The sequence below is a fragment of the Amycolatopsis sp. N2S4-7 genome (assembly GCF_058119595.1).
In genome coordinates, this window is sequence record NZ_CP172299.1 from 957,400 (window position 1) to 980,909 (window position 23,510).

The window sequence follows — 23,510 nt, forward strand, 5'->3', positions numbered from 1 at the left end:
GTCAGCGCAGGTAGTTGTAGACGCTGGCCCGGGAGATCCCGAGCAGGTCGGTCAGTGCCGGGACCGCGTTCTTCAGCTCCAGGAACCCGCGCTCCTTCAACGACCGGACGAGGTCCTTCTTCCCGGCCGCCGGCAGGCTGCGCGGGGTGTGGCCGCGTTCGGTCGCGTAGTCCTCGACCAGCGCGCGCAGCTCGTCGCCGGTCCGGGCGCGCAGGGATTCGGCGAGCGGGGCGGGCTCGTCGGTGCGCGCGAGCCGGGTCAGGGCGCGGGCCGCCGAGCCGAGCAGGGAGACGTCGAGGTTGAGGCACAGCGCCGCGACGTACTCGCCGCCGGAGTTGCGGATGCCGATCGACGTGCTCTTCGCCGGGCGGCCGTCGGGGAAGCGGTTCGGGTAGTTCTGGAGCACGTCCGGGAACTCCGGGTCGGCGATCCGGGCCAGGCCCAGCTCGGTCGCGGGGTCACCGACCGCGCGCCCGGACAGCCCGCCTTCGATCGCGCGGACGGCGTGGGCCGGGTCGCGCAGGTCGTGCAGGACGACCTCGCAGAGTCCCGGGAACATCCGCCCGACCGCCTGGGCGATCTTCCCGGCTTCGCGCAGCAGGAGCTCGTCCTCGGTCATCCGATCAGCTCCCGCAGCTGCTCGGCCGCCTTCAGGCCCGAGCCGGTGAGCACGACGACGGTGGTCTCGCCGGGCCGGATCGCGCCGCGGGCGCGGAACACGTCGATGGCCGCGGCGGCGGTCGCGCTGGTCGGCTCCGCGTAGAGGCCGAGGGACGCCAGGCGGCGGGCGGCCGCGGCGATGGCGTCCTCGCCGATCGCGGCGGTGTCGCCGCCCGAGCGGCGGATCGCCGCCACGACCTCGGGCAGCCGCACCGGCCGCCGGATCGCGGTCCCCTCGGCCACGGTCGGGGCGAAGGGCGGCGGCTGCCGGTCGTGGAAGGCCGCGTCGAGGGGCGAGCAGTTCCGCGGCTGCGCGACCAGCAGCCGCGGGCGCTCCGCGATCGACCCGGCGGCCAGGAGCTCGCCGAACCCCAGGTCGCAGCCCAGCACGATGCTGCCGGCGCCGGCGACCGTGACGACCGCGTCCGGCGCGCGGAAGCCGAGGTCCTCCCACAGCTCGTAGGCGAGGGTCTTGGTGCCCTGCAGGAAGAAGGGGTGCCAGTTGTGGCTGGCGTAGGTGGTCCGCGCCGAGCGGCGGACGGCTTCGGCGGCGGTGTCGTCCCGCGTGCCGGGCACCAGTTCGACGTTCGCGTCGTACGCGCGGGTCTGCAGGACCTTCGCCGGTGACGTCCCCTCCGGGGCCAGGACGGTCGCCGCGATCCCGGCCGCGGCGCTGTACGCCGCGACCGACGAGCCGCCGTTGCCGGAGCTGTCCTCCAGCAGTTCCCGCACGCCGGCGCCGGCCAGCGCGGAGATCATGACGCTGGACCCGCGGTCCTTGAAGCTGCCGGTCGGGCTGAACCACTCGAGCTTGAACCGGACGTCGCCGTCACCCCACCGCTGCGGCACCAGCGGGGTGCAGCCCTCGCCGAGGGAGACCGGACGCAGGTCGCCGGGCAGCGCGCCCCGGTACCGCCAGAGCGACCGGACCCCGGTGTCGACGTCGCCGGGGCCGAGCCCGGCCAGGGGCGCGACGGTCAGCGGAGCGCCGTCGTCGCCGCGCCACCGCAGCGGGTCGCCCGGGTAGCGCGTTCCCGAGCGCTCGTCGGCGTACCAGTACTCCACGACCACCTCCACACCTGGACATCCAGTCGAAGCCTAGACGATCTGTCCAGTACTACTCGCAAGTACGCGAAACCTTTTCAGCTTTCTCTCGGGAAAACTGTGCCGACCCGACGGAAAATTTCGAGCATCGGCACACGGACCTCACAAGACGTCGTACCGCCGGTGTGCGCCCGATAACCGCCCGTCGTGCGTCCGTGCCGGGCAGGGAGAGCCCGCGAGGGTGCCGGACGTCCGGCTGCCCAGGTCGCGTGAGCACGAAGAACCCCGGCGATCGGCGAATCCACAGTGGACGTCCGGGGCGGCGCGGGGGTCCGCCGGGCGTTTTCCGGGCGATTCTTCCGGAGCTCCGGAAAGCGCCGGGAATTCGCCGGGCGGACCCGGTGAACGGTATCCGGGCTTCGCTGCCGGAAACGCGGAGCCGCGGCTGGTGCTTTACCGCGCGGATACACCGCGACGACTCCCGCGAAACACCGACCCGCCGGTCGGAGTGGACCGGTCCGGCTAACGGTTCCGCGTCCGGCAGGCGGGATGGCTTGCGCCGTCCGGAGGCGTGACCCCGCAGGACCACCGGTCGCACCGGTCCGGGCGGGCGAACGCCCCTCGCGTGAGGCAATCCCGCTCGCCATCCCGGCGGGTGGAACGTGACGGCGAAGTTAAATTCTTGCGTCCCCAAGCTGGTCGATCCCGGATTTTCTGAGCCCCGGCGATGAAATCGGGGCGGGTTGTTGACGGCACCGAAGGAACCCGCTTAAGTACTCCCCGTTACCCATCACCCTTTCGTGCGTAGCGGGAGTTCCCATGCGTGTCTCGAAAGACGTCCGCGTACCGGCCACGCTGGTCGTCGCCGTGTCACCACTGCGGTGGCCGTCGGCGCGCGGGGTCGCGGCGGCCGCGCGCGGGGGCGGGCTCGGCGTGCTCGACCTGACCGGCGGGGACACGGCCGCCGCGGACGAGCTCGCGCTCCTGGGCGAATGGGGCGTCCCGGCCTTCGGCGTCCGGCTGACCGGCCCGGTCACCGACTTGCCCGAAGCCGTGTCGACCGTCCTGCTGACCGACGACTCGCCGTGCACGGCGCGGGATTTCCCGGGCCGGCGGGTGCTGGCCGAGGTCACCAGCCGGGCGGGAGCGGCGCGGGCCGTCGCCGGGGGTGCCCACGGGCTGATCGCGCGCGGTCACGAATGCGGCGGCCGGACGGGGGAGCTGAGCACGTTCGTGTTGCTGCAGGCCCTGCTCGCGGACGACGCTCTCGACGTCCCGGTGTGGGCGGCGGGCGGCATCGGGCCGCACACCGCCGCGGCCGCGGTCGCGGGAGGCGCGGCCGGGGTCGTCGTCGACACGCAGCTCGCCCTCCTGCCGGAAGCCGAGCTGCCGTCGGCGTTCACCGCCGCGCTGACCGGCCTCGACGGCTCCGAAACCGTCGTCACCGACGGCGTCCGCGTGCTGGCCCGGCGCGGCGCCGAGCCGCTCGAAGCCGGGCAGGACGTCTTCCTCGCCACCCGGTTCCGCGACCGCTGGGGCACGGTGACCGCGGCGGTGCGCGGCCTGCGTGAAGCCGTCGGCGAAGCGCTGGGCACGGAGGTCCCGGTGCTGGGCCCCGGCAGCCGCGCGTCGGGGACGTCGCTGCCGATCGCGCAGGGACCGATGACCCGGGTCAGCGACCAGCCCGCGTTCGCCGCCGAGGTCGCCGCGGCCGGCGCGCTGCCCTTCGTCGCGCTGGCCCTCTCCGGCCCGGAGCAGACCCGCGACGTGCTGGAACGGACCCGCGAAGCGGTCGGCGGCGCGCCCTGGGGCGTCGGCGTGCTCGGCTTCGCCGCCGACGACGTCAAGGCTGCGCAGCTGGAGGTGATCCGCGAGCTGCGGCCCACCCACGCGATCATCGCCGGCGGCCGCCCGGCCCAGGCCGCGGCGCTGGAAGACGCCGGCATCGCCACGTTCCTGCACGTGCCCTCGCCCGGCCTGCTCAAGCAGTTCCTCGAAGCGGGGGCGCGCAAGTTCGTCTTCGAAGGTTCGGAGTGCGGCGGGCACGTCGGGCCCCGCACCAGCTTCGCGTTGTGGGAGGCCCAGCTCGGCGTCCTCGCCGACTTCCTCGCGGCGACGCCGGACGCCGCCGCGGACCTGCGGCTGCTGTTCGCGGGCGGCATCCACGACGAGCGGTCGGCCGCGATGGTGGCGGCGCTGGCCGCGCCGGCGGCCGCGCGGGGCGCCGCGATCGGCGTGCTGATGGGCACCGCCTACCTCTTCACGCGCGAAGCCGTCGACGCGGGCGCCGTGCTCCCGCTGTTCCAGCGCCGGCTCCTCGAAGCCGAGCACACCGACCTGCTGGAAACCGCGCCGGGCCACGCCACCCGCTGCGTCCGCAGCCCGTTCACCGAGGAGTACGCGGCGATCAAGGCCGGCCTCGCCGAGCAGGGGGTGCCGAGCCGGGAGGCGTGGGAGCGGCTGGAGACGCTCAACGTCGGACGGCTTCGCCTGGCGAGCAAGGGCATCGAACGCGTCGGCGCGGAACTGCGGGACGTCGGTGAGGACCGGCAGCTCGCCGAAGGCATGTTCATGGCGGGCGAGGTCGCCGTGCTGCGCTCGGCCGTCACGACGATCGCCGACCTGCACGCCGCCGTCGGCGAAGGCGCGCACGCCTTCCTGCGCGCCCGGGCCGCCGAATGCGGTTTCGCCACCCCGGAACCGCCCGCGCCCGAGCCGCTGGACATCGCGATCGTCGGGATGGCCTGCATGTTCCCGCAGGCACCCGACCTGGCCGCGTTCTGGGCGAACGTCCTGTCCGGAGCCGACGCCGTCACCGAGGTTCCGCCGCAGCGCTGGGACGCCTCGCTCTACTACGACCGCGAAGGCCAGGGCGAGCGGACTCCGTCGCGCTGGGGCGGGTTCCTGCCGGAGATCGGGTTCGACCCGCTGCGCTACGGCATCCCGCCGTCGTCGCTGGCCAGCATCGAACCGGTGCAGCTGCTGGCCCTGGAGGCCGCGCACCGCGCGCTGGCGGACGCGGGCTACGCCGACCGCGCGTTCGACCGGGCCCGGACGTCGGTCGTGTTCGGCGCCGAGGCGGGCAGTGACCTGTCGAACGCGATGACCCTGCGCACCGTGCTGCCGTCGTACCTGGGCGAACTGCCGTCCGAACTCGACGATCGGCTGCCGCGGATCACCGAGGACTCCTTCCCGGGCGTGCTCGCCAATGTCATCGCCGGGCGGATCGCCAACCGGCTGGACCTGGGCGGGGCGAACTACACCGTCGACGCCGCGTGCGCGTCGTCGCTGACCGCGGTCGACGTCGCCTGCAAGGAGCTGACCGCCGGCACCAGCGACCTCGTCCTCTGCGGCGGCGCGGACCTGCACAACGGCATCAACGACTACCTGTTGTTCGCCTCGGCGCACGCCCTCTCGCCGACCGGGCGCTCGGCGACGTTCGACAGCGCGGCCGACGGCATCGCGCTCGGCGAAGGCGTCGCCTGTGTCGCGCTGAAACGCCTCGCCGACGCCGAACGCGACGGCGACCGCGTGTACGCGGTGATCAAGGGCGTCGGCGCGGCCTCGGACGGCCGCGCTCTCGGCCTCACCGCGCCCCGGCCCGAGGGCCAGCACACCGCGCTGACCCGGGCCTACCGCAACGCCGGTGTCTCGCCCGCGCGCGTCGGGCTCCTCGAGGCGCACGGCACCGGCACGGTCGTCGGCGACCGCACCGAACTGGGCACGCTGACGAAGGTGTTCACCGAGGCCGGCGCCGCGCCGGGCGGGTGCACGATCGGCTCGGTGAAGTCCCAGATCGGGCACACCAAGTGCGCCGCCGGGCTGGCCGGGCTGATCAAGACCGCGCTGGCCCTGCACACCGGCGTCAAACCGCCGACGCTGCACCTGACGGAGCCGAACCCGGCGTGGGATCCCGGCAGCAGCCCGTTCGTGTTCCGGACGGCCGCCCAGCCGTGGGCCGCCCCGCCCGCCGAACGGCTCGCCGGGGTCAGCGCGTTCGGCTTCGGCGGCACCAACTTCCACGTCGTGCTCGGCGCGCACGACGGCGTCCCGCCGGCGCAGGCGGCCGACGAGTGGCCGGCCGAGCTGTTCCTCTTCGCCACCGACGCGGCCGCCCGCGACCTGCTGGCCCTGGCCTCGGACGTGCCGGCGGACCGGCAGCCGTGGCGGCTGCGCGACCTGGCGCTGAGCGCGTCGCTGCGCGCGCAGGGCCGTCCGGTCCGGCTCGCGGTGGTGGCGTCCACTGTGGACGAGCTGACCGGGCTGCTGCGCCGGGCGTTGGACGGGCGAGACGTACCGGGGGTGTACCGCGCGGGCGACGGCGAGCCGGGTGCGGTCGCGGTCCTGTTCCCGGGCCAGGGCAGCCAGCGGCCCGGCATGTTCGCCGAGCTGTTCGTCACCTTCCCGGAACTGCAGCGGTACCTGCGGCTGGACCCGCCGACCGCCGAGGTGGTCTTCGGCCCGGCCGCGTTCGGCGAACCCGCGCGGCGGGCGGCCGCCGACCGCGTCACCGACACCCGCGTCGCCCAGCCCGCGCTCGGCCTCACCGGCCTGGCCGCGTTCCGGCTGCTGACCCGCGCCGGCGTGCGGCCCGCGATGCTCGGCGGGCACAGCTACGGCGAGCTGACGGCGCTGGCCGCGGCGGGCGCGTTCACGCCCGAGGCGCTGCTGCACGCCAGCCACGCCCGGGCCGGGGCGATCCTCGACGCCGTCCCGGACGGCGACCCCGGCGCGATGGCCGCGGTCTCCGCGTCCGCGGCCGACACCGGGAAGGTCCTCGCCGACGCCGGGCTCGCCGCCGTCGTCCTGGCCAACCACAACTCGCCCCGGCAGACCGTGATCTCCGGGCCGGCCGCCGACGTCGACGACGCCGTCGGGCAGCTGCGGGCCGCCGGGTTCGGCGCGAAGCGGCTCCCGGTCGCCTGCGCGTTCCACAGCCCCCTGGTGGCTCCGGCGGGGGAGGCGTTCGGCCGCGCCCTCGAGGCGATCGGCGTCGTGCGCCCGGCCGTCCCGGTGTACGGCAACCGGACCGCGGGACCGTACCCGGCGGACCCGGACGCGATCCGCGGCGAACTGGCCGCGCAGGTGGGCTCGCCGGTCCGGTTCGTCGAGCAGGTCGAGGCGATGTACGCGGCCGGCGCGCGGGTCTTCGTCGAGGCCGGGCCGGGTGCGGTCCTGGCCGGGCAGGTCGCCGCCGTCCTCGGCGACCGGCCGCACCGGACGGTCGGGTTCGAGCAGCCGGGCCGCCGCGGTCTCCCGGGCTTCCTCGGCGCGCTCGCGCAGCTGGCCGTGGCCGGGGTCGCCGTCGAGACCGGTTGGCTGTTCCGCGGCCGCGACGCCGTCGACGCGGCGACGGCCCCGCGGCCGAAGCGTCCCGGGTGGACGGTCGACGGCCACCTGATCCGCGCCGCGGACGGCACGATCCCGGCAGGTGCCCTGCGACCGGCCGAGCGGCTCTCGCTCGGCCTGCCCGCCGCGGCACCGGAGGCGACCACGTCGGAGGCGATGGTGGCCGACTTCCTCCGCACCAGCCGGGAGATGATCGCCGCCCAGCGCGACGTCCTGCTCGGCTTCTTCGGCGGTGAACCCCCGGTGCCGGTCCCGGTCCCCGTGGTGGAGGCGCTGCCGGTCGTGGCCGCGGCACCGGTCGTCCCGGCGGAGCGGCCCGTGCTGGAGACGGTGGTCGAGGTGATCGGGGAGCGGACCGGGTATCCGGCGGAGATGATCGAGCCGGACCTCGATCTGGAAGCCGACCTGAGCATCGACTCCATCAAGCGCGCGGAGATCGCGGGCGAACTGGCGTCCCGCCTCGGGCTCACCGGCGGGGACGTCGAGGAGTTCGCGAAGGCCCGCACGGCGGCGGCGATCGCCGCGTTGATCGGTGCCGAGCGTCCTGCGCAGGTGGCCGCGCCGCAGACGGCGTCGGTGCTGGAGACGGTGGTCGAGGTGATCGGGGAGCGGACCGGGTATCCGGCGGAGATGATCGAGCCGGACCTCGATCTGGAAGCCGACCTGAGCATCGACTCCATCAAGCGCGCGGAGATCGCGGGCGAGCTGGCCGTTCGCCTGGGCACCGGCGAGGTGGAGGACCTCGCCAAGGCGCGTACGGCGGCCGGGATCGCCGAGCTGCTGGGCACGCAAAGCACCGCCTCCGCCGCGGACCTTCCCGGAGCGGAGCCGGTCGCCGCCGAGCGTTCCGAGCCGCAGCCGGTGATCGTCGCGCCGAAACGGCTGGTGATGGCCGAGGTCGAGCTGGCACCCGCCGGAATCCCGGACGTCACCGGCCGGAGGTTCCTGCTCCTCGGCACGAGCCCGCTCGCCGAAGCGGTCCGGGACCGGCTCGTGGGCCTGGGTGCGACGGCCGAGATCGCCGACGAGGTCCGTGCCGGGTTCGACGGTGTGCTGCATTTCCCGGGAACCGGCGGCGGGCCGGTGCTGCCCGCCGCTTTCCCGGTGTACCAGGCGGCCCTGGCCGGAAACCCGGCCTGGCTGCTCACCGCCGGACCGGCGGAGGGGCTGCGCGGCTTCTACCGCAGCATCGCCCGCGAGTACCCGGACACCCTCGCCCGGGTCGTCGAACACGCCGACGCCGCGGGCCTCGTCGAAGAACTGTCCACGGTGGACCGGGAACCCGTCGTCCTGCGTGAAGGTGCTACGCGCACGGGCTTCCGGATGACCGAGCGAGACCTCGGCCTCCTCGGCAGCAGCGGCGCGGGCCCGGCGGGCGACGGCGCCGCCGAAGCGGCCGCGATCGGCCTGGGCCGCGACTCCGTCGTGCTGCTCGTCGGCGGCGCGAAGGGCATCACCGCCCGGTTCGCCGCCACCCTGGCCGGCGCCGCCCGCTGCCGCGTCGAGCTCCTCGGCCGGACGCCGGTGCCCGCGGCGGAGGACGAGTACCCGCGGGCGAAAGACGCCAGAGAACTGCGGGCAGCGCTCATCGAAGCCGGGGTGAAGAGCCCCGCCGAGATCGAGAAGACCGTCCGGCGCATCGAGAGCGAGCGCGAGGTCCGCCGGACCCTCCGCGAGCTCGAAGCCCTCGGCAGCCCGGTGCGCTACCAGTCCGTCGACATGCTCGACGCCGAAGCCGTGCACCGCGCGGTCAAGGAGATCCACGCCGAGCACGGCCGCCTCGACGGCATCGTCTACGCGGCCGGCGTGATCGAGGACAAGCTCGTCGCCGAGAAGACGCCGGAGTCGTTCGGCCGCGTGTACGGCACGAAGGTCGACGGCGCCCGGACCCTTCTGGAGGCGACCGCCGACCTGCCCGACGAGCCGAGGTTCGTGGTCCTGTTCGGCAGCATCGCCGCGGCGCTCGGCAACCGCGGCCAGGCCGACTACGCCGCCGCGAACGACGCCCTGGAGACGCTCGGTCGGCGGTGGCCCGCCGGGCGGGCGGTGACCGTCCACTGGGGACCGTGGGCCCCGGCCGGCGACCACGACGGCATGGTGACGCCCGAGCTGATGCGCGACTACGCCCGCCGCGGGATCGCCCTGATCGACCCCGAGGAAGGCACCCTCGGCCTGCTGCGGGAACTGGCGTGGGGCCGCCCGGACACCGCCGCCGTCGTCCACACGGCGTCCGGGTGGTGACGGACGTGCGCGTGGCCATCGTCGGGATGTCCGTGCTGCTGCCCGGCGCCCCGGACCTGGCGGCGTACTGGCGCAACCTCGCCGGCGGCGTCGACGCGATCACCGAGGTGCCGCCGGAGAAGTGGGACAGCGCGCACTACGCGCCGGCCGAGCGGCGGCGCGCGGACCGCGTCTACTGCCGGCGCGGCGGGTTCGTCGACGAACTGGCCGAAGTGGACGTCACCGGGTTCGGGATCATGCCGAACTCCGTCGCCGCCACCGAACCCGACCAGCTGATCGCGCTGCGGGTCGCGGCCCAGGCCGTCGCGGACGCGGGCGGGCCGGACCGGCTGCCCGCGGACCGCGCGAAGGTCGGCGTCGTGCTCGGCCGCGGCGGATACCTGACGCCCGGCCTGGTCCGCCTCGACCAGCGCGTCCGCACCGCGAGCCAGCTCGTCCGCACGCTCGGCGAGCTGCTGCCGGACCTCGGCGAGGACCGGCTCGACGCCGTCCGGCAGGCCTTCACCGACCAGCTCGGCCCGGAGGCGCCGGAGTCCGCGATCGGGCTGGTCCCCAACCTGGCCGCGTCCCGGCTGGCCAACCGCCTCGACCTGCGCGGCCCGGCGTACACCGTGGACGCCGCCTGCGCGTCCTCCCTGATCGCCGTCGACCACGCCGTGCGCGAGCTCGCCACCGGCCGCTGCGACGTCGTGCTCGCCGGCGGCGTGCACCACTGCCACGACATCACGTTCTGGAGCGTGTTCAACCAGCTCGGCGCGCTGTCGCCGTCCGAGCGCATCCGGCCGTTCCACCGCGACGCCGACGGCGTGCTGATCGGCGAGGGCACCGGCGTCGTCGTGCTCAAGCGCCTCGCCGACGCGCAGCGGGACGGCGACCGGGTCTACGCCGTGATCACCGGCACCGGCGTCGCCTCCGACGGGCGGACCGCGAGCCTGGCCAACCCGGACTCCGGCGGCCAGGTCCGGGCGGTCCGCCAGGCGTGGGCGGCGGCGGGCCTCGACCCGGCCGCCCCGGATTCCCTCGGCCTGCTGGAGGCGCACGGCACCGCCACCCCGGCCGGCGACGCGGCCGAGCTCGCCACCCTGGCGGAGGTGTTCGGAAGCACCGGGAGCGCGGTCCTCGGCTCGGTCAAGTCGATGATCGGCCACACGATGCCCGCCGCCGGGATCGCCGGGCTCGTCAAGGCGGCCCTGGCCGTGCACCACGGCGTCCTGCTGCCCACCCTGCACTGCGACGACCCGCACCCGGCGCTGGCGAAGACCCGCTTTTCCCCTTTGGACACCGCCCGGCCGTGGGACGCGGCGGTGCGCCGGGCCGGGGTGAACGCCTTCGGCTTCGGCGGGATCAACGCCCACGTCGTGCTGGAACAGGCACCGGACCGGGCCGTCCCCGCCGTCGTGGTGCGCGAACCCGAACGCGTGCTGCGGCTGGCCGCGCGGTCGGTCGGCGAGCTGCGCGAGCTGCTCGACCGGCCCGGACCACCGGTGGCGGGCGACGGGCCGGTCCGGCTCGGCGTCGTCGACCCGACCGAAAAGCGGCTGGCGCTGGCCCGCAAGACCCTCGCCCGCGGCCGGGCCTGGCGCGGCCGCAACGACGTCTGGTTCACCGACCGCCCGCTGCTCGGCCCGGGCGGCGGGAAGCTGGCCTTCGTCTTCCCCGGCCTGGAATCGGAACTCGCGTTGAACTGCGGCGACCTCGCCCGGCACTTCGGCCTGCCGTGGCAGCACGGGGACGTCGAGGTCGGCGACGTCGGCCGCCAGGGCGCCGCGGTGTTCGAACTGGGCCGCCTGCTGCACGCCGCGCTCGGCCGCATCGGCGTCACCCCGGACGCCGTCGCCGGGCACAGCCTGGGGGAGTGGACGGCGATGGCCGTCGCCGGTGTCCACGCGCAGGACGAGGTCGACGCGTTCCTCGCCGGGTTCGACCCGGACGCCCTCGTCGTCCCCGGCCTCGCCTTCGCCGCGATCGGCGCGCCCGCGCCCCGCGTGCTCGAGGAGCTCGCCGGGAGCGCGGACGTCGTGCTCTCCCACGACAACTCGCCGAACCAGGCCATGATCTGCGGCCCGGCGGCGGCGGTCGGGGCGTACGTGACGCGCTTCCGGGACGCGGGGATCGTCGCGCAGGTGCTGCCGTTCCGCTCCGGGTTCCACACGCCGATGCTGCGGCCGTACCTGGGCCCGATCCGCGAGGCGGCCGCCCGCTTCACCCTGCACCCGCCGCGGACGCCGCTCTGGTCGGCGACGACCGTGTCGGAATACCCGGCCACCGAAGCGGGCGTCCGCGAGCTGTTCGTCCGGCACCTGCTGGAGCCGGTCCGCTTCCGGCCCCTGGTGCGGGCGATGCACGCGGCCGGGTTCCGGGCGTTCGTGCAGCTCGGCGCGGGACAGCTCGGGTCACTGGTCGGCGATACCCTGCACGGCGAAGACCACCTGGTCGTGGCGGCGCACTCGGCGCACCGGCCCGGCCTCGCGCAGCTGCAGCGGGTCGCGACCGCGCTGTGGGCCGACGGGGCCCCGATCGACTTCACGCGGCTGCCCGGCGGCCGTCCGGCCCCGCCCAAGGCGGTCAAGCTGGATCTCGGCGGCCGCCTGATCTCCCTGGACGAACAGATCCGCGCGCGGATCGCGCTGCCGACGGCCCACGGCCGGTCCACCGTGGACGACCTGGCGGGGAAGGGGCCGCTGGCCGCGGAGTTCGCCGCGCTGCTGGCCGACACCGCCGAGCTGGCGTCCACCGTGCTCGCCGGCCCGGCTCGCCGCGTCCCGCCGCCGACGGAGCTGGACACGACGCTCACCGTGTCGGTCGACGCGATGCCCTACCTGCTCGACCACTGCTTCTTCAAGCAGCCGCCCGGAGCCGATCCGGGCGACCGCTGGCCGGTGGTGCCGGCCACGACGGTGATCGACCACCTGATGGGCTTCGCCGAGCAGGCGGCGCCCGGCCGGCACGCGGTCGCGGTGCACGACGTCCGGCTCACCCAGTGGATCGCGGCGGTGCCGGCGGTCACCGTGCCGGTGCGGGTCCGGCCGCAGGGCCCCGGCCGGGTGCTCGCGGCGCTCGAGGGCTACTCCCAGGCCGTCGTGGAGCTCGCGCCGGGCTACCCGGCCGACGCGCCGGAGCCGTGGCGCTTCCCGGCGTCGGCCGAGCGGGTGCCGGAGACGGAGGCGGCCGAGCTGTACGCCGACCGCTGGATGTTCCACGGGCCGCGCTTCCAGGGCGTCACCGAGCTGACCGCCGTCGGCGAGCGGCACGCGCGAGCCGTGCTGACGACGCCCGCCGCGCCCGGCGCGCTGCTCGACAACGTCGGCCAGGTGCTCGGCTACTGGATCATGTCCCGGCTGCCCGAACGCACGACCGTCTTCCCGGTCGCCATGCGCGAGATCCGGTTCCACGGCCCGCACCCGGCGCCGGGGGAGCGGCTGGACTGCCTGGTGCGGATCACCGGGCTGACCGAGGAGTTCCTCGAGGCGGACATGCAGCTCGTCCGCCACGGACGGGTCTGGGCCGAGTTCACCGGCTGGCGCGACCGCCGCTTCGACAGCACCGCGCACATCCGCCAGGCCGACCGGACGCCCGAGCGTTCGACGCTGTCGGTCGAGCAGCCGGGCGGCTGGGCCCTGGTGCGCGAGCAGTGGCCGGACCTGGCCACCCGCGAGCTGATCATGCGCAACTACCTCGCCGGCCCCGAACGCGACGCCTACGAACACCGGCCGCCGCGCGGGCGGCGCCAGTGGCTGCTCGGCCGGATCGCGGCGAAGGACGCCGTCCGGCAGTTCCTCTGGGCCCGCGGCGAACCGGAGATGTTCCCGGCCGAGGTGCGGATCGGCAACGACGACGCCGGCCGTCCGCTCGTCACCGGTGCCTACGGCCGGGAGCTGCCGCCGCTGGCGGTTTCGGTGGCGCACCGGGCCGAGGCCGGGGTGGCGATCGCCCGGCCCTGGCCGTGCGGCATCGACGTCGAAGAGGTCGTGCCGCGGCCGCGGTCCACTGTGGAGGCCGCGCTCGGTGCGGACGAGCTGGCCCTGTTGGCGAGCCTGCCCAGCGATCCGGAGCGCTGGTTCGCCCGGTTCTGGACCGCGAAGGAAGCCGTCGCGAAACTGCGCGGCACCGGCCTGCGCGGCGAACCCCGGGACTTCGAGGTCGTCGCGGCCGCACCGGCGGAACTCACCGTGCGCGTCGCCGGGCGCGAGCACCGCGTGTGCTGCGCCGACGCCGAGAACCCGCCGGGCACGCCGCCCCGCCACTACGTCGTCGCCTGGACCGAAGAGACGAAGGAGACCGCGGAATGAGCGTCGAGACCACGACCGGCGAGGAGACCGTGCTCGCGCAGCTGGCCGGAATGCTGCGGGACCTGCTCGAGGAGTACGGGCTCGACGAGGACACCGTCGAGATCACGATGGACACCACCTTCCACGACGACCTCGAACTGGAGAGCGTCGACCTGGTGGCGTTGTCCGGGCGGCTGCGCGAGCACTACGGCGACCGCGTCAACTTCGCGACCTTCATCGCCGAGCGCGACCTGGACGAGATCATCGCGCTGACCGTCGGGGAGCTCGTCCGGTACATCGTCGCTTCGCTGCGGGCGACGGCGTGAGCCGGATCCGCGCCGGAGAGCTCGACGTGCACGTCCAGCGGCTCACCCCCGAGGTGCCCCTCGACGGGGACGCACCGATCGTCGTGTGCGTCCACGGCCTGCTCACCGACAGCCTCGCCAGCTACTACTTCACGCTCGGTCCCGCCTTCGCCGAGCGCGGGCTCGACGTGCTGATGTACGACCTGCGCGGGCACGGCCGCACGACCCGGCCGTCGTCCGGGTACCGGCTGGAACAGTTCGTCGACGACCTCGTCGCCGTCCTCGACGCGTGCGGCGTCACCCGGCCGGTGCACGTGGTCGGCAACTCGTTCGGCGCCTCGGTGGCGTTCGGGCTGGCCGCCGCCCGGCCGGACCGCGTGGCGAGCGTCGTCGTCATCGAGGGCGAACCGCCGACCGAGGAGTGGACGCGGCACATGGCCGACGGCCTCGCCGACGCGAAGGCCCGGCTGGCGATCGACGAGGTGATCGGCTGGATCGAGGAGAACCACGGCGCGCACACCGCCCGGCTGTCGAAGGCGGCGAACCGGATCCTCCAGACCACCACGATGGCCGGCGACATCCCGCGCAGCGCGACGATCGCCGCGGACCTCTCGGCCGTGCGCTGCCCGGTGTTCGCGATCTTCGGCGGCGATTCGGGGCTCGCGGCGCAGGTGCCGCACTTCGAGGAGCACCTCGCCCGCTGCCGCTGCGTCGTGCTGCCCGACCAGGGGCACTCGGTGCTGGTCGAGCGGACCGCCGAGACCATCGAGCTGATCTTCGAGTGGGTCCGCGACACCTCGCGCGCGCCGTCGCGGGTGCGGTAGTGGGCCGGTTCCTCTTCGTCGTCCCGCCGCTGGTCGGGCACGTCAACCCGGCCGCCGGCGTCGCGGCCGAGCTCACCGCGCGCGGCCACGAAGTCGCCTGGGCCGGGCACGACGAGCTGCTGTGGCAGCTGGCCGGCCCGGACGCCCTGGTGTTCTCGTGCGCCCTGCCCCGGGACACGCCGGCGCGCCCGGCGGGGCTCAAGGGCCCGGCCGCCCTGCGGTTCCTCTGGCAGGACTTCCTCGTTCCCCTGGCCGACGCGATGGCGCCCGGCGTGGACGCGGCGATCGACGCCTTCGGGCCGCACGTGGTCGTCGCGGACCAGCAGGCTCTCGCCGGCGGGCTGCTGGCCGAGGCCCGCGGCCTGCCGTGGGTCACCTCGGCGACGACGTCGGCCGAGCTGGTCGACCCCCTCGCCGGGATGCCGAAGGTCGCGTACTGGGTCGGTGAACTCCTCGACGGGCTCCGCGCGCGGGTCGCCGGCGGCCGCGGCTCGGCCGACCCCCGCTTTTCCCCGCACGGCGTGCTCGCGTTCACCACCCGGGAACTGCTCGGGCCGGCCGCGCTGCCGCCGCGGGTGCGGCTGGTCGGGCCGTCGCTCGCCTCGCGTCCGTCCACAACGGACTTCCCGTGGGAGTGGCTCGACCCGCTCCGGCCGACGGTGCTCGTTTCGCTCGGCACGGCGAACACCGAAGCGGGCGCGGGGTTCCTGACCGCGGCCGCGGCGGCGTTCGCCGGACTGACCGCGCGGGCGGTGATCGCCGACCCCGGCGGCGTGCTCGGCGAGGTCCCGCCGAACGTCCTGGTGCGACCGCGGGTCCCGCAGCTGCCGCTGCTGCCCCGGGTCGACGCCGTGCTGTGCCACGCGGGCCACAACACCGTCTGCGAGACGCTCTGGCACGGCCTGCCCCTGGTGGTCGCGCCGATCCGCGACGACCAGCCGATCGTGGCGGCCCAGGTCGTCACCGCGGGAGCGGGCGTCCGGCTGCGCTTCGGCCGCGTGGACGCGCCCCGCATCGCGGCGGCGGTCGAGGAAGTGCTGACCGAACCGTCCTACCGCCGCGCGGCCGAGGCGGTGGCGGCTTCGTTCCACGCGGCGGGCGGCAGTACCGCGGCGGCCGGGTACCTCGAACAGCTCGCCCTCGAAAGCCTCGCCCACCTGCGGCCCTGAAAGCCGGAATTTACTTCGGAAAATCGCGCGGTTACCGTGCTGGACATGGCTGTTTCGGTGAGTGTCACCCGAGATGTTCCCGCACTGGTCGCCTCCGCCGCGGCGCTGTTCGCCGAAGACGGCGGCCGCCGCGACCCGTTCATGGACACCGGCTGGCCCGCCCGCGAGGGCGAGGCCTACTACGCCGGGCTCGTCGAAGACCCGGATTGCCTGTGCCTGCTGGCCGACGGGGGCGCGGGCCACCTCGTGGGGCGGCTGCGCCACCCGGACCCGCTGCGGCCCGGGGCGGTGACGGCCGTGCTCGAGAGCATGCGCGTCGCGCCGGAGCGACGTCGCGAGGGAGTGGGCGGCGCGCTCGTGACCGCGTTCCTCGCGTGGGCCCGCGAGCGCGGCGCGAACGAGACGACCGTGCAGGCGTACGCGCAGAACGAAGGTGCACTCGCCTTCTACACGGCACACGGTTTCCGGCCGTTCCACGTGACCTTGACGCGCCCCTGATCTCCCGGGCCACACTGGGGGACATGGGAATCCTGGACGGGCGGGCCGTCGTGATCACCGGCGCCGGACGCGGGCTGGGGCGGGCGTTCGCCCGGCACGCGGCCGGGAGCGGCGCCGCGGTCGTCGTCAACGACATCGACGCGGAACCGGCCCGCGAAGCCGTCGCCGCGATCGAAGCCGACGGCGGCACCGCGGTGGCGAGCGTCGGTTCGGTGGCCGACGCGGACTACGCCCGGGCACTGATCACCCTGTGCGGCAACCGCTTCGGCAGGCTCGACGGCCTGGTGAACAACGCGGCCGTCGGTTACCACGCCCCGCCGTGGGAGGACGACGACGCCGAGCGGACCCGGGCACTGGTCGAGACCAACGTGCTCGGCCCGCTCCACTGCGGCACGGCGGCCGCGAAGGTCATGTGCGCCCGGCGCGGCGGGGTGATCGTCAACGTGACGTCGGGGTCCATGATCGGGCAGCGCGGGGCCGCGGCCTACTCGGCGTCGAAGGGCGCCGTGGCGTCGATGACGTACTCGTGGGCGGCCGACCTGGCCCGGTTCGGGGTGCGCGTCAACGCCGTCAGCCCGATCGCCTGGACCCGGCTGATGGCCGCGGATCCGCACGGCAACCCGGACGCGAGCCCGCCGGAACGGGTGGCGCCGCTGGTGACCTACCTCCTCAGCGACCTCTCCGCCGGGGTCACCGGCCAGGTGCTGCGGCTGGCGGAGGGCCACCTGCACACCGTGCGCCAGCCCGCCATCATCCGGCCGGTCCTGCACCGGGAGGTCTGGACCCCCGAGGAGATCGCCGCCGCCGTCGACGGCGAGCTCGTCCTCGAGTCGCCGCCGCGCGACCGCTGGACGCTCTGACCGGCCCGGACCACCGGAACGGGTGGCTATCCACAGTGGACCCCGCGCACTAGCCTCGGAGCCGAGCGAGGAGGGTGGGAGATGACGGCCACCGCGGAGGCCGCGTCCGGCGCGGCGGCGCCGCCCGCGCTGAGCCGCGGCCGGGTCAACGCCGTGTTCGGCGCCGTGCTGCTCGGGATGCTCCTGGCCGCGCTGGACCAGACCATCGTCGGGACCGCGCTGCCCACCATCGTCGGCGACCTCGGCGGCGCCGGGCACCTGTCCTGGGTGGTCACGTCGTACCTGCTGGCCGAGACGATCATGACGGTCGTCGTCGGCAAGCTCGGCGACCTCTTCGGCCGCAAGCTGATGTTCCAGCTGTCGGTGGTCGTGTTCGGCATCGGCTCGTTCTGCGCCGGGTTCGCCGACAGCATGGTCTGGCTGATCGTCTGGCGGGCGGTGCAGGGCCTGGGCGGCGGCGGGCTGATGGTCACCTCGACCGCGCTCATCGCCGACGTCGTCCCGCTGCGCGAGCGCGGCAGGTACCAGGGCGTGCTCGGCTCCGTGTTCGGCGTGGTGACCGTGGCCGGCCCGATGCTCGGCGGGTTCTTCGTCGACCACCTGTCGTGGCGGTGGGCGTTCTACGTCAACATCCCGCTGGTCGTCGTCGTGCTGGTGGTCGCGTCCTCGGCGATGCCGAACGCCCGCGCGGCCGTCAAGCCGGTGATCGACTACCTCGGCATCCTGCTCATCGGCCTCGCCGCCACCGGCCTGACGCTCGTGACGAGCTGGGGCGGCACGCAGTACGCGTGGGGCTCGCCGACGATCGTCGGGATGGCGGTCGGCTCGGTCGTGCTGCTGGCCGCGTTCGTCTTCGCCGAACTCCGGGCGAAGGAACCGATGCTGCCGATGCGGCTGTTCGGCAACCCGGTGTTCACCGTCGGCGGGATCATGAGCTTCGTCGTCGGCTTCGCGATGCTCGGCGCGTTGTCGTACCTGCCGACGTACATGCAGTACGTCCAGGGCACTTCGGCGACTTCGTCGGGGGTCCGGCTGCTGCCGATGGTGCTGGCACTGCTCGTCGCGTCGATCGCCGCGGGCAACGCGGTGAGCCGCACCGGCCGGTACAAGATCTTCCCGCTGGCCGGCGCGGCGGGCATGACGATCGGGCTGTACCTGCTGTCGCGGCTCGATGCCGACACCGGGTTCTGGGAGGCGTCGGCGTACATGGCCGTGCTCGGCCTCGGCATCGGGCTGGGCATGCAGGTGCTGACCATCGCCGTGCAGAACACCGTCGACTACGCCGACCTCGGCGTCGCGACCTCGGGCGTGACGTTCCTGCGGTCCATCGGCAGCTCGTTCGGCGCGGCGATCTTCGGCACGGTGTACGCCAACCAGCTGACGCCGAAGCTGGCCGCGCTTCCGGTGCCGGCGGGTGCCGACCCGCAGGCGCTCCAGGTCCCCACGGTGTTGCACGCGTTGCCGGACGCGGTGTCCGCGCCGGTGATCCAGGCCTACAGCGACTCCCTGCACGTCGTGTTCCTCGCGGCGGCGCCGGTCGGGCTGGTGGCGTTCGCGCTGGCGTTCTTCCTCAAGGAGGTCCCGCTGCGCGACACGGCGCGGGCCGCGGCACCGGACCTCGGCGACGGCTTCGCGATGCCGGAGGCCCGCACGGACGACCGCGAGCTCGAACGCGCGGTCGCGACGCTGTTCTTCCGCGAGCGCGGCGAGGTCGCCCCGGCGATCGTCTCCCGGGCGGGGACCGAGCTCGACGAGGGCGGTATTTGGTGCCTGCTGCAGGTCCACCTGCGCGAACGCCGCGGCGAGCCGGCAACGCTGCGGGCGATCGGCGGCTACTTCGGCGTGCCGGCCCCGGTCCTCGAACCGGCGTTCAACCGCCTGGAGCTGACCGGGCACCTCCGCTACACGAGCGGCCGCTGGGAGCTGACCGGCGCGGGCCACGAGGAGTTCGCCAAGGTGGTCCGCGCCTGGCACGACTGGCTGGCTTCACGCCTCGGCGACTGGGGCACGGCCGACCGCGCGGAGCTGGACGCGGCGATCGGGAGAGTGGCGGCCCGGCTGCTGGACCAGAGCGCGGAGTCCCGCAGCCACGGGCGGCACGCACTGGCCTGAGGGTCGCTGCCGGTACGGCCCGCGGCCTGCGCATCGGACGCCTCCTCGGGCGCCTCGCGCCGCAGCTCCCAGCCGCCGGGTCAGCGGCGCCAGAAGTCGTGCGGAGTGCGGCCCGGGCGGAAACCGGATCCCTCCACCATGGCGGCCGCCGCCGCGAAGCCGTGGCCGACCAGTCCCGGCTCGTGGGCGTCGCTGCCGAAGGCGACCGCGTCCCCTCCCACCTCGAACCACCACCGCACGACTTCGCCCGGTAGCGGCACCTTCGTGTTGACCTCCAGCGCCCGTCCGCTCGAGGCCAGCGCGCGCAGCACCGTCCGGAACTCCTCCTCGAAGTCCGCCGCCGCGAACGGTGGCCCCTCCGCGGGCCACGAGCGGAGGGCGTAGTCGATGTGCGCGAGCACCGCGAAGTCCGCCGCCGACTCGACGAGCCCGAGCACCTCCGCCAGGTAGGCCCGGAGCAGCCGGGACGGCGGCCGGTCCGAGACCACCGTGACCTCGTGGTGGTGCTCGCCGTCCGGCAGGGAGTGCACCGAGCCGAGCACGCGGTCGAAGTCGTGGGCCGCGAGCAGCGCGTCGGCGCGTGAACGGTGCCAGTGCGGTTCGCTCAGCTCCACCCCGGACAGGATCCGCAGCGCGGGGAACCGCGAGCGGCACTCCTCAAGGCACGCCAGGTACCCCGCGACGTCCAGGTCCGGCGGCTCGAGGACGCCGTCCGGGCGCAGCCGCACCCGGAAGTGGTCCGGCAGCAGGGGCCGGATCGGCTCCGGAATCAGCCACGGCGTCAGGTCCGCGTGCTCGGTGAACGCCACCGACGGCAGGCCCAGCGCAACCGCCCGCTCGCACGAGCCGACCATCGACCCGGTCACGGTGTCCCAGGACCATTCGGTGTGGACGTGACCGTCCGGCGGCAGGCTCACCACCCCACCGTAACCCGGGTTTTGGGCTACCTTCTGAGGCATGGCGCAGAAGTCGGCGGCGGTGGAGCTGGAGGTCGGCCCGCACACCGTGCGGATCTCGAACCCGGACCGGGTCTACTTCCCAGCCCGCGGCGAGACGAAGCTCGACCTGGTCAACTACTACCTCTCGGTGGGCGACGGCATCGTCAACGCCCTGCGCGAGCGGCCCTGCATGCTGCACCGCTTCCCATCCGGCGTGGCGGGGGAGAAGGTGCACCAGAAGCGCGTCCCGAACGGCGCGCCGCCGTGGCTGGAGACCGTCCGGGTGGACTTCCCCCGCTACGGCCGGCACGCCTACGAGCTGTGCGTGACCGAGCTGGCGCACGTCGCGTGGGCGGTGCAGATGTCCACAGTGGAGTTCCACCCGTGGAACTCGCGGCGCGCCGACACCGAGAAGCCGGACGAGTGGCGGATCGACCTCGACCCGATGCCCGACTGCGGGTTCGACCGCGTCCGCCGGGTCGCGCACGTCGCGCACGAGGTCCTCGACGAGCTCGGCGCGGTCGGCTGGCCGAAGACCTCCGGCGGCCGCGGCCTGCACGTCTACGTCCGGATCGAACCCCGCTGGGGCTTCACCGACGTCCGCCGCGCGGCGCTCGCCTTCGCCAGGGAGGTCGAGCGGCGTGCCCCGGACGACGTCACCACGACCTGGTGGCGCAAGGACCGCGACCCGCGCACGCTCTTCGTCGACTACAACCAGAACGCCCGCGACCACACGATCGCCAGCGCCTACTCGGTCCGCGGCAACCCCGAAGGCACCGTCTCGACGCCGATCCGCTGGGAGGAGATCGACGACGCCGAGCCTGGCGACTTCACCATCGCGACCGTCCCGGCCCGCTTCGCCGAGCTGGGCGACCTCCACGCGGGCATCGAAGACGCCGTCTTCTCCCTCGACCCGCTGCTGGAGTGGGCCGACCGCGACGGCGTCGAGGAGCCACCCGAACCCGACTGACGTATTTTCCGCGCCCCCGGCCGCTCTGCTGGGGGTGAAGATCGTGCTGTCCGGGTTGGACGACGCCGCGTGGAGCCTGGTCGCGCTCCAGGTGGTGCTCGAACGCGAAGGCCACCAGGTGGTCACCCTGGGGGCGAGGCCGCCGGTCGGCGTCGTGCTGGGGAGCTGCCGCCGAGAGCGGCCGGGCTGCCTGGTGCTGTCGACCGCGCTCGGTGCCGACGGCACGCCGGTGCTCCGCGCCGTGCGCGCCGACCCGGCGCTGGCCGGATTGGCGGTGGTGATCGGCGGCCGGCTCGCCGGTTCGCGGACGGACCTGCTGAGGCTCGGCTTCGACGACGCCTTCCCGGTGCTCCCGGCCACCCCGGGCCAGGCCGTCGCGTCGCTGCGGCGGTACCTGGCCCGGCGGCCCGGGGTCCGTCAGTCCAGGCGCTCGATGATCGTCGCGTTGGCGAGGCCGCCCGCCTCGCACATCGTCTGCAGGCCGTAGCGGCCGCCGGTCTGCTCCAGCACCGACAGCAGCGTCGTCATCAGGCGGGCGCCGCTGCCGCCGAGCGGGTGGCCCAGCGCGATGGCGCCGCCGTTGACGTTGACCTTGGCCAGGTCGGCGCCGATCTCGGCCTGCCAGGCGAGCACGATGCTGGCGAACGCCTCGTTGACCTCGAACGCGTCGATGTCCGACACGCTCAGCCCGGCCCGGTCCAGCACCTTGCGGGTGGCCGGGACGATGCCGGTCAGCATGTACAGCGGGTCGTCGCCGGCGACGGCGAAGCTGTGGATCCGGGCCCGCGGCCGCAGCCCGAGCGCCTTCGCCGTTTCGCTGCTGGTGATGAGCACGCCCGCGGCGCCGTCGTTGATCGGCGAGGAGTTGCCCGCGGTGACGTGCCAGCCGAGCTCGGGGAACCGCTGCTCCCAGACGTCGGCGCGGAACGCGGGCTTGAGCCCGGCGAGGATCTCCGGGGTGGTGCCCGGCCGCACGGTCTCGTCGGTGGTGACGTCCCGCAGGGCGCCATCGGGCCCGGGCGCCTTGAGCGGCGCCACTTCGCGCGCGAACTTCCCGTCGGCCCAGGCCTTCGCGGCCCGCTGGTGGCTTTCGGCGGAGAACTCGTCGAGCTGAGCCCGGGACAGGCCCCACTTCGCGGCGATCAGCTCGGCGCTGATGCCCTGCGGGACGAGGCCGTCCGGGTAGCGGGCGGCGACCTGCGGGCCGAACGGGTCCCGCCCGGCCGCCTGGCTGCCCATCGGCACCCGGCTCATCGACTCGACGCCGGAGGCGATCACGACGTCGTACGCGCCGGCGATGACGCCCTGCGCGGCGAAGTGGACGGCCTGCGGGCTGCTGCCGCACTGCCGGTCGACGGTCACGGCGGGCACCGACTCCGGCAGGCCGGCGGCGAGCGCGGCCCAGCGCGCGGTGTTCATGCTCTGCTCGCCGATCTGGCCGACGGCACCGCTGATCACGTCGTCGATCCGGGCCGGGTCGATCCCGCTGCGCTCGACCAGCGAGCGCAGCGCGTGGGCGTGCAGGTCGACCGGGTGCACCCCGGCCAGTGTGCCGTTCGGCTTGCCCTTGCCGATCGGGGTCCGTACCGCGTCGACGATCACCGCGTCCGTCATGGCGTCTGCCTCCTCGCAGATGGGGATGCCTTCGGTATACGCCGGGTGAGTTGGATTCCACAACTCACGTGTCCGGCAGGTCACACGCGACTGACGTGCTAGGTTGGATTTTCAACCCGTGGAGGTGGCATGGTCCGGCGTGGTCGCGAGTGCTCGGTCGCCGAGGCCCTCGAGGTCGTCGGCGAACGGTGGAGCCTGCTGGCGCTGCGCGAGATCATGCTCGGCGAGCGGCGGTTCAACCAGATCGCGGAGAACACCGGCGCCAGCCGCGACATCCTGGCCGCGCGGCTGCGCAAGCTCGTCGACGCGGGCGTGCTCGAGAAGGTCCAGTACGAGGCCCACCCGCCCCGCCACGAGTACTACCCGACCGAAGCCGGCCGGGCGCTCCAGCCCATCCTGCTCGGGCTGATGGCCTGGGGCGACCAGTACGTCCACCAGGGCGAGCCGCCGACGTTGTGGCGCCACGCCTGCGGCGAGGAGCTCCGCCCGGTCACCGTCTGCGCGCACTGCGGCGAGCCGGTCAACGCGCCCGGCACCCGCGCGATCCGCCTGGGTGCCGTCCACTCCTGATCGAACCGCAGACAAGGCCTCCTCGCGTCCCCGCGAGGAGGCCTTTTTGTGGCCCGGGCGTTGACTTGAGACCGCCGTCACTGTAACT

General features: G+C 74.5%; 15 protein-coding genes. 11 read left to right on the plus strand and 4 right to left on the minus strand.

Going from position 1 to position 23,510, the window contains the following annotated elements:
- Nucleotide 1: 1 nt before the first annotated feature.
- Both ACH54P_RS04390 and ACH54P_RS04395 read right to left on the minus strand, forming a co-directional pair.
- On the minus strand, nucleotides 2-619 hold the full coding sequence (locus ACH54P_RS04390) for a helix-turn-helix transcriptional regulator (RefSeq protein WP_489911025.1): 618 nt from the start codon (nucleotides 617-619) through the stop codon (nucleotides 2-4).
- On the minus strand, nucleotides 616-1,725 hold the full coding sequence (locus tag ACH54P_RS04395; protein ID WP_489911026.1) for a threonine synthase: 1,110 nt from the start codon (nucleotides 1,723-1,725) through the stop codon (nucleotides 616-618). Before ACH54P_RS04395 ends, ACH54P_RS04390 begins: the two co-directional genes overlap by 4 nt.
- Nucleotides 1,726-2,523: 798 nt before the next feature.
- Between ACH54P_RS04395 and ACH54P_RS04400 the strand changes: the two genes are divergently transcribed.
- The 8 genes from ACH54P_RS04400 to ACH54P_RS04435 all read left to right on the plus strand — a co-directional run bounded on the left by ACH54P_RS04400 (nucleotide 2,524) and on the right by ACH54P_RS04435 (nucleotide 19,330).
- Nucleotides 2,524-9,294 carry an SDR family NAD(P)-dependent oxidoreductase gene (locus ACH54P_RS04400; RefSeq protein ID WP_489911027.1) on the plus strand — a complete coding sequence of 2,257 codons (6,771 nt, stop codon included), beginning with the start codon at nucleotides 2,524-2,526 and terminating at the stop codon, nucleotides 9,292-9,294.
- A complete protein-coding gene (locus ACH54P_RS04405; protein ID WP_489911028.1) occupies nucleotides 9,291-13,583 on the plus strand; it encodes a beta-ketoacyl synthase N-terminal-like domain-containing protein in 4,293 nt (1,430 codons plus the stop codon). The genes ACH54P_RS04400 and ACH54P_RS04405 overlap by 4 nt, the downstream gene beginning before the upstream one ends.
- Entirely contained in the window at nucleotides 13,580-13,888 is a 309-nt protein-coding gene (locus ACH54P_RS04410; RefSeq protein ID WP_489911029.1) for an acyl carrier protein, read from the plus strand. The genes ACH54P_RS04405 and ACH54P_RS04410 overlap by 4 nt, the downstream gene beginning before the upstream one ends.
- Entirely contained in the window at nucleotides 13,885-14,691 is an 807-nt protein-coding gene (locus ACH54P_RS04415; RefSeq protein ID WP_489911030.1) for an alpha/beta fold hydrolase, read from the plus strand. The genes ACH54P_RS04410 and ACH54P_RS04415 overlap by 4 nt, the downstream gene beginning before the upstream one ends.
- Nucleotides 14,691-15,860 carry a glycosyltransferase gene (locus ACH54P_RS04420; protein ID WP_489911031.1) on the plus strand — a complete coding sequence of 390 codons (1,170 nt, stop codon included), beginning with the start codon at nucleotides 14,691-14,693 and terminating at the stop codon, nucleotides 15,858-15,860. Before ACH54P_RS04415 ends, ACH54P_RS04420 begins: the two co-directional genes overlap by 1 nt.
- Before the next feature lie 45 nt (nucleotides 15,861-15,905).
- Nucleotides 15,906-16,358, plus strand: coding sequence for a GNAT family N-acetyltransferase (locus ACH54P_RS04425; RefSeq protein ID WP_489911032.1), 453 nt, complete (start codon nucleotides 15,906-15,908; stop codon nucleotides 16,356-16,358).
- A 23-nt stretch (nucleotides 16,359-16,381) separates the two neighbouring features.
- Nucleotides 16,382-17,218 (plus strand): SDR family NAD(P)-dependent oxidoreductase, encoded by an 837-nt coding sequence (locus ACH54P_RS04430; RefSeq protein WP_489911033.1) that lies wholly within the window; start codon nucleotides 16,382-16,384, stop codon nucleotides 17,216-17,218.
- Nucleotides 17,219-17,299: 81 nt separating this feature from the next.
- Complete coding sequence (locus ACH54P_RS04435; protein WP_489911034.1) at nucleotides 17,300-19,330, plus strand: MDR family MFS transporter; 2,031 nt, start codon at nucleotides 17,300-17,302, stop codon at nucleotides 19,328-19,330.
- Between the two features lie 80 nt (nucleotides 19,331-19,410).
- Here ACH54P_RS04435 and ACH54P_RS04440 read toward each other — a convergent pair whose 3' ends face one another.
- Nucleotides 19,411-20,247 carry a PHP domain-containing protein gene (locus tag ACH54P_RS04440; RefSeq protein WP_489911035.1) on the minus strand — a complete coding sequence of 279 codons (837 nt, stop codon included), beginning with the start codon at nucleotides 20,245-20,247 and terminating at the stop codon, nucleotides 19,411-19,413.
- A 40-nt stretch (nucleotides 20,248-20,287) separates the two neighbouring features.
- Here ACH54P_RS04440 and ligD point away from each other — a divergent pair, with 40 nt between their 5' ends.
- Together ligD and ACH54P_RS04450 are read left to right on the plus strand one after the other, a co-directional pair.
- Complete coding sequence (gene ligD, locus ACH54P_RS04445; protein WP_489911036.1) at nucleotides 20,288-21,238, plus strand: non-homologous end-joining DNA ligase; 951 nt, start codon at nucleotides 20,288-20,290, stop codon at nucleotides 21,236-21,238.
- A gap of 34 nt (nucleotides 21,239-21,272) precedes the next feature.
- On the plus strand, nucleotides 21,273-21,725 hold the full coding sequence (locus tag ACH54P_RS04450) for a methylmalonyl-CoA mutase (protein ID WP_489911037.1): 453 nt from the start codon (nucleotides 21,273-21,275) through the stop codon (nucleotides 21,723-21,725).
- Here ACH54P_RS04450 and ACH54P_RS04455 read toward each other — a convergent pair.
- The gene (locus tag ACH54P_RS04455; RefSeq protein ID WP_489911038.1) at nucleotides 21,656-22,852 is read right to left on the minus strand and encodes a thiolase family protein; all 1,197 of its coding nucleotides are present in this window, start codon (nucleotides 22,850-22,852) and stop codon (nucleotides 21,656-21,658) included. The two genes, ACH54P_RS04450 and ACH54P_RS04455, sit on opposite strands and share 70 nt — an antisense overlap.
- 129 nt (nucleotides 22,853-22,981) lie before the next feature.
- Here ACH54P_RS04455 and ACH54P_RS04460 point away from each other — a divergent pair, with 129 nt between their 5' ends.
- Nucleotides 22,982-23,422 (plus strand): winged helix-turn-helix transcriptional regulator, encoded by a 441-nt coding sequence (locus tag ACH54P_RS04460; protein WP_489911039.1) that lies wholly within the window; start codon nucleotides 22,982-22,984, stop codon nucleotides 23,420-23,422.
- Nucleotides 23,423-23,510 lie beyond the last annotated feature (88 nt).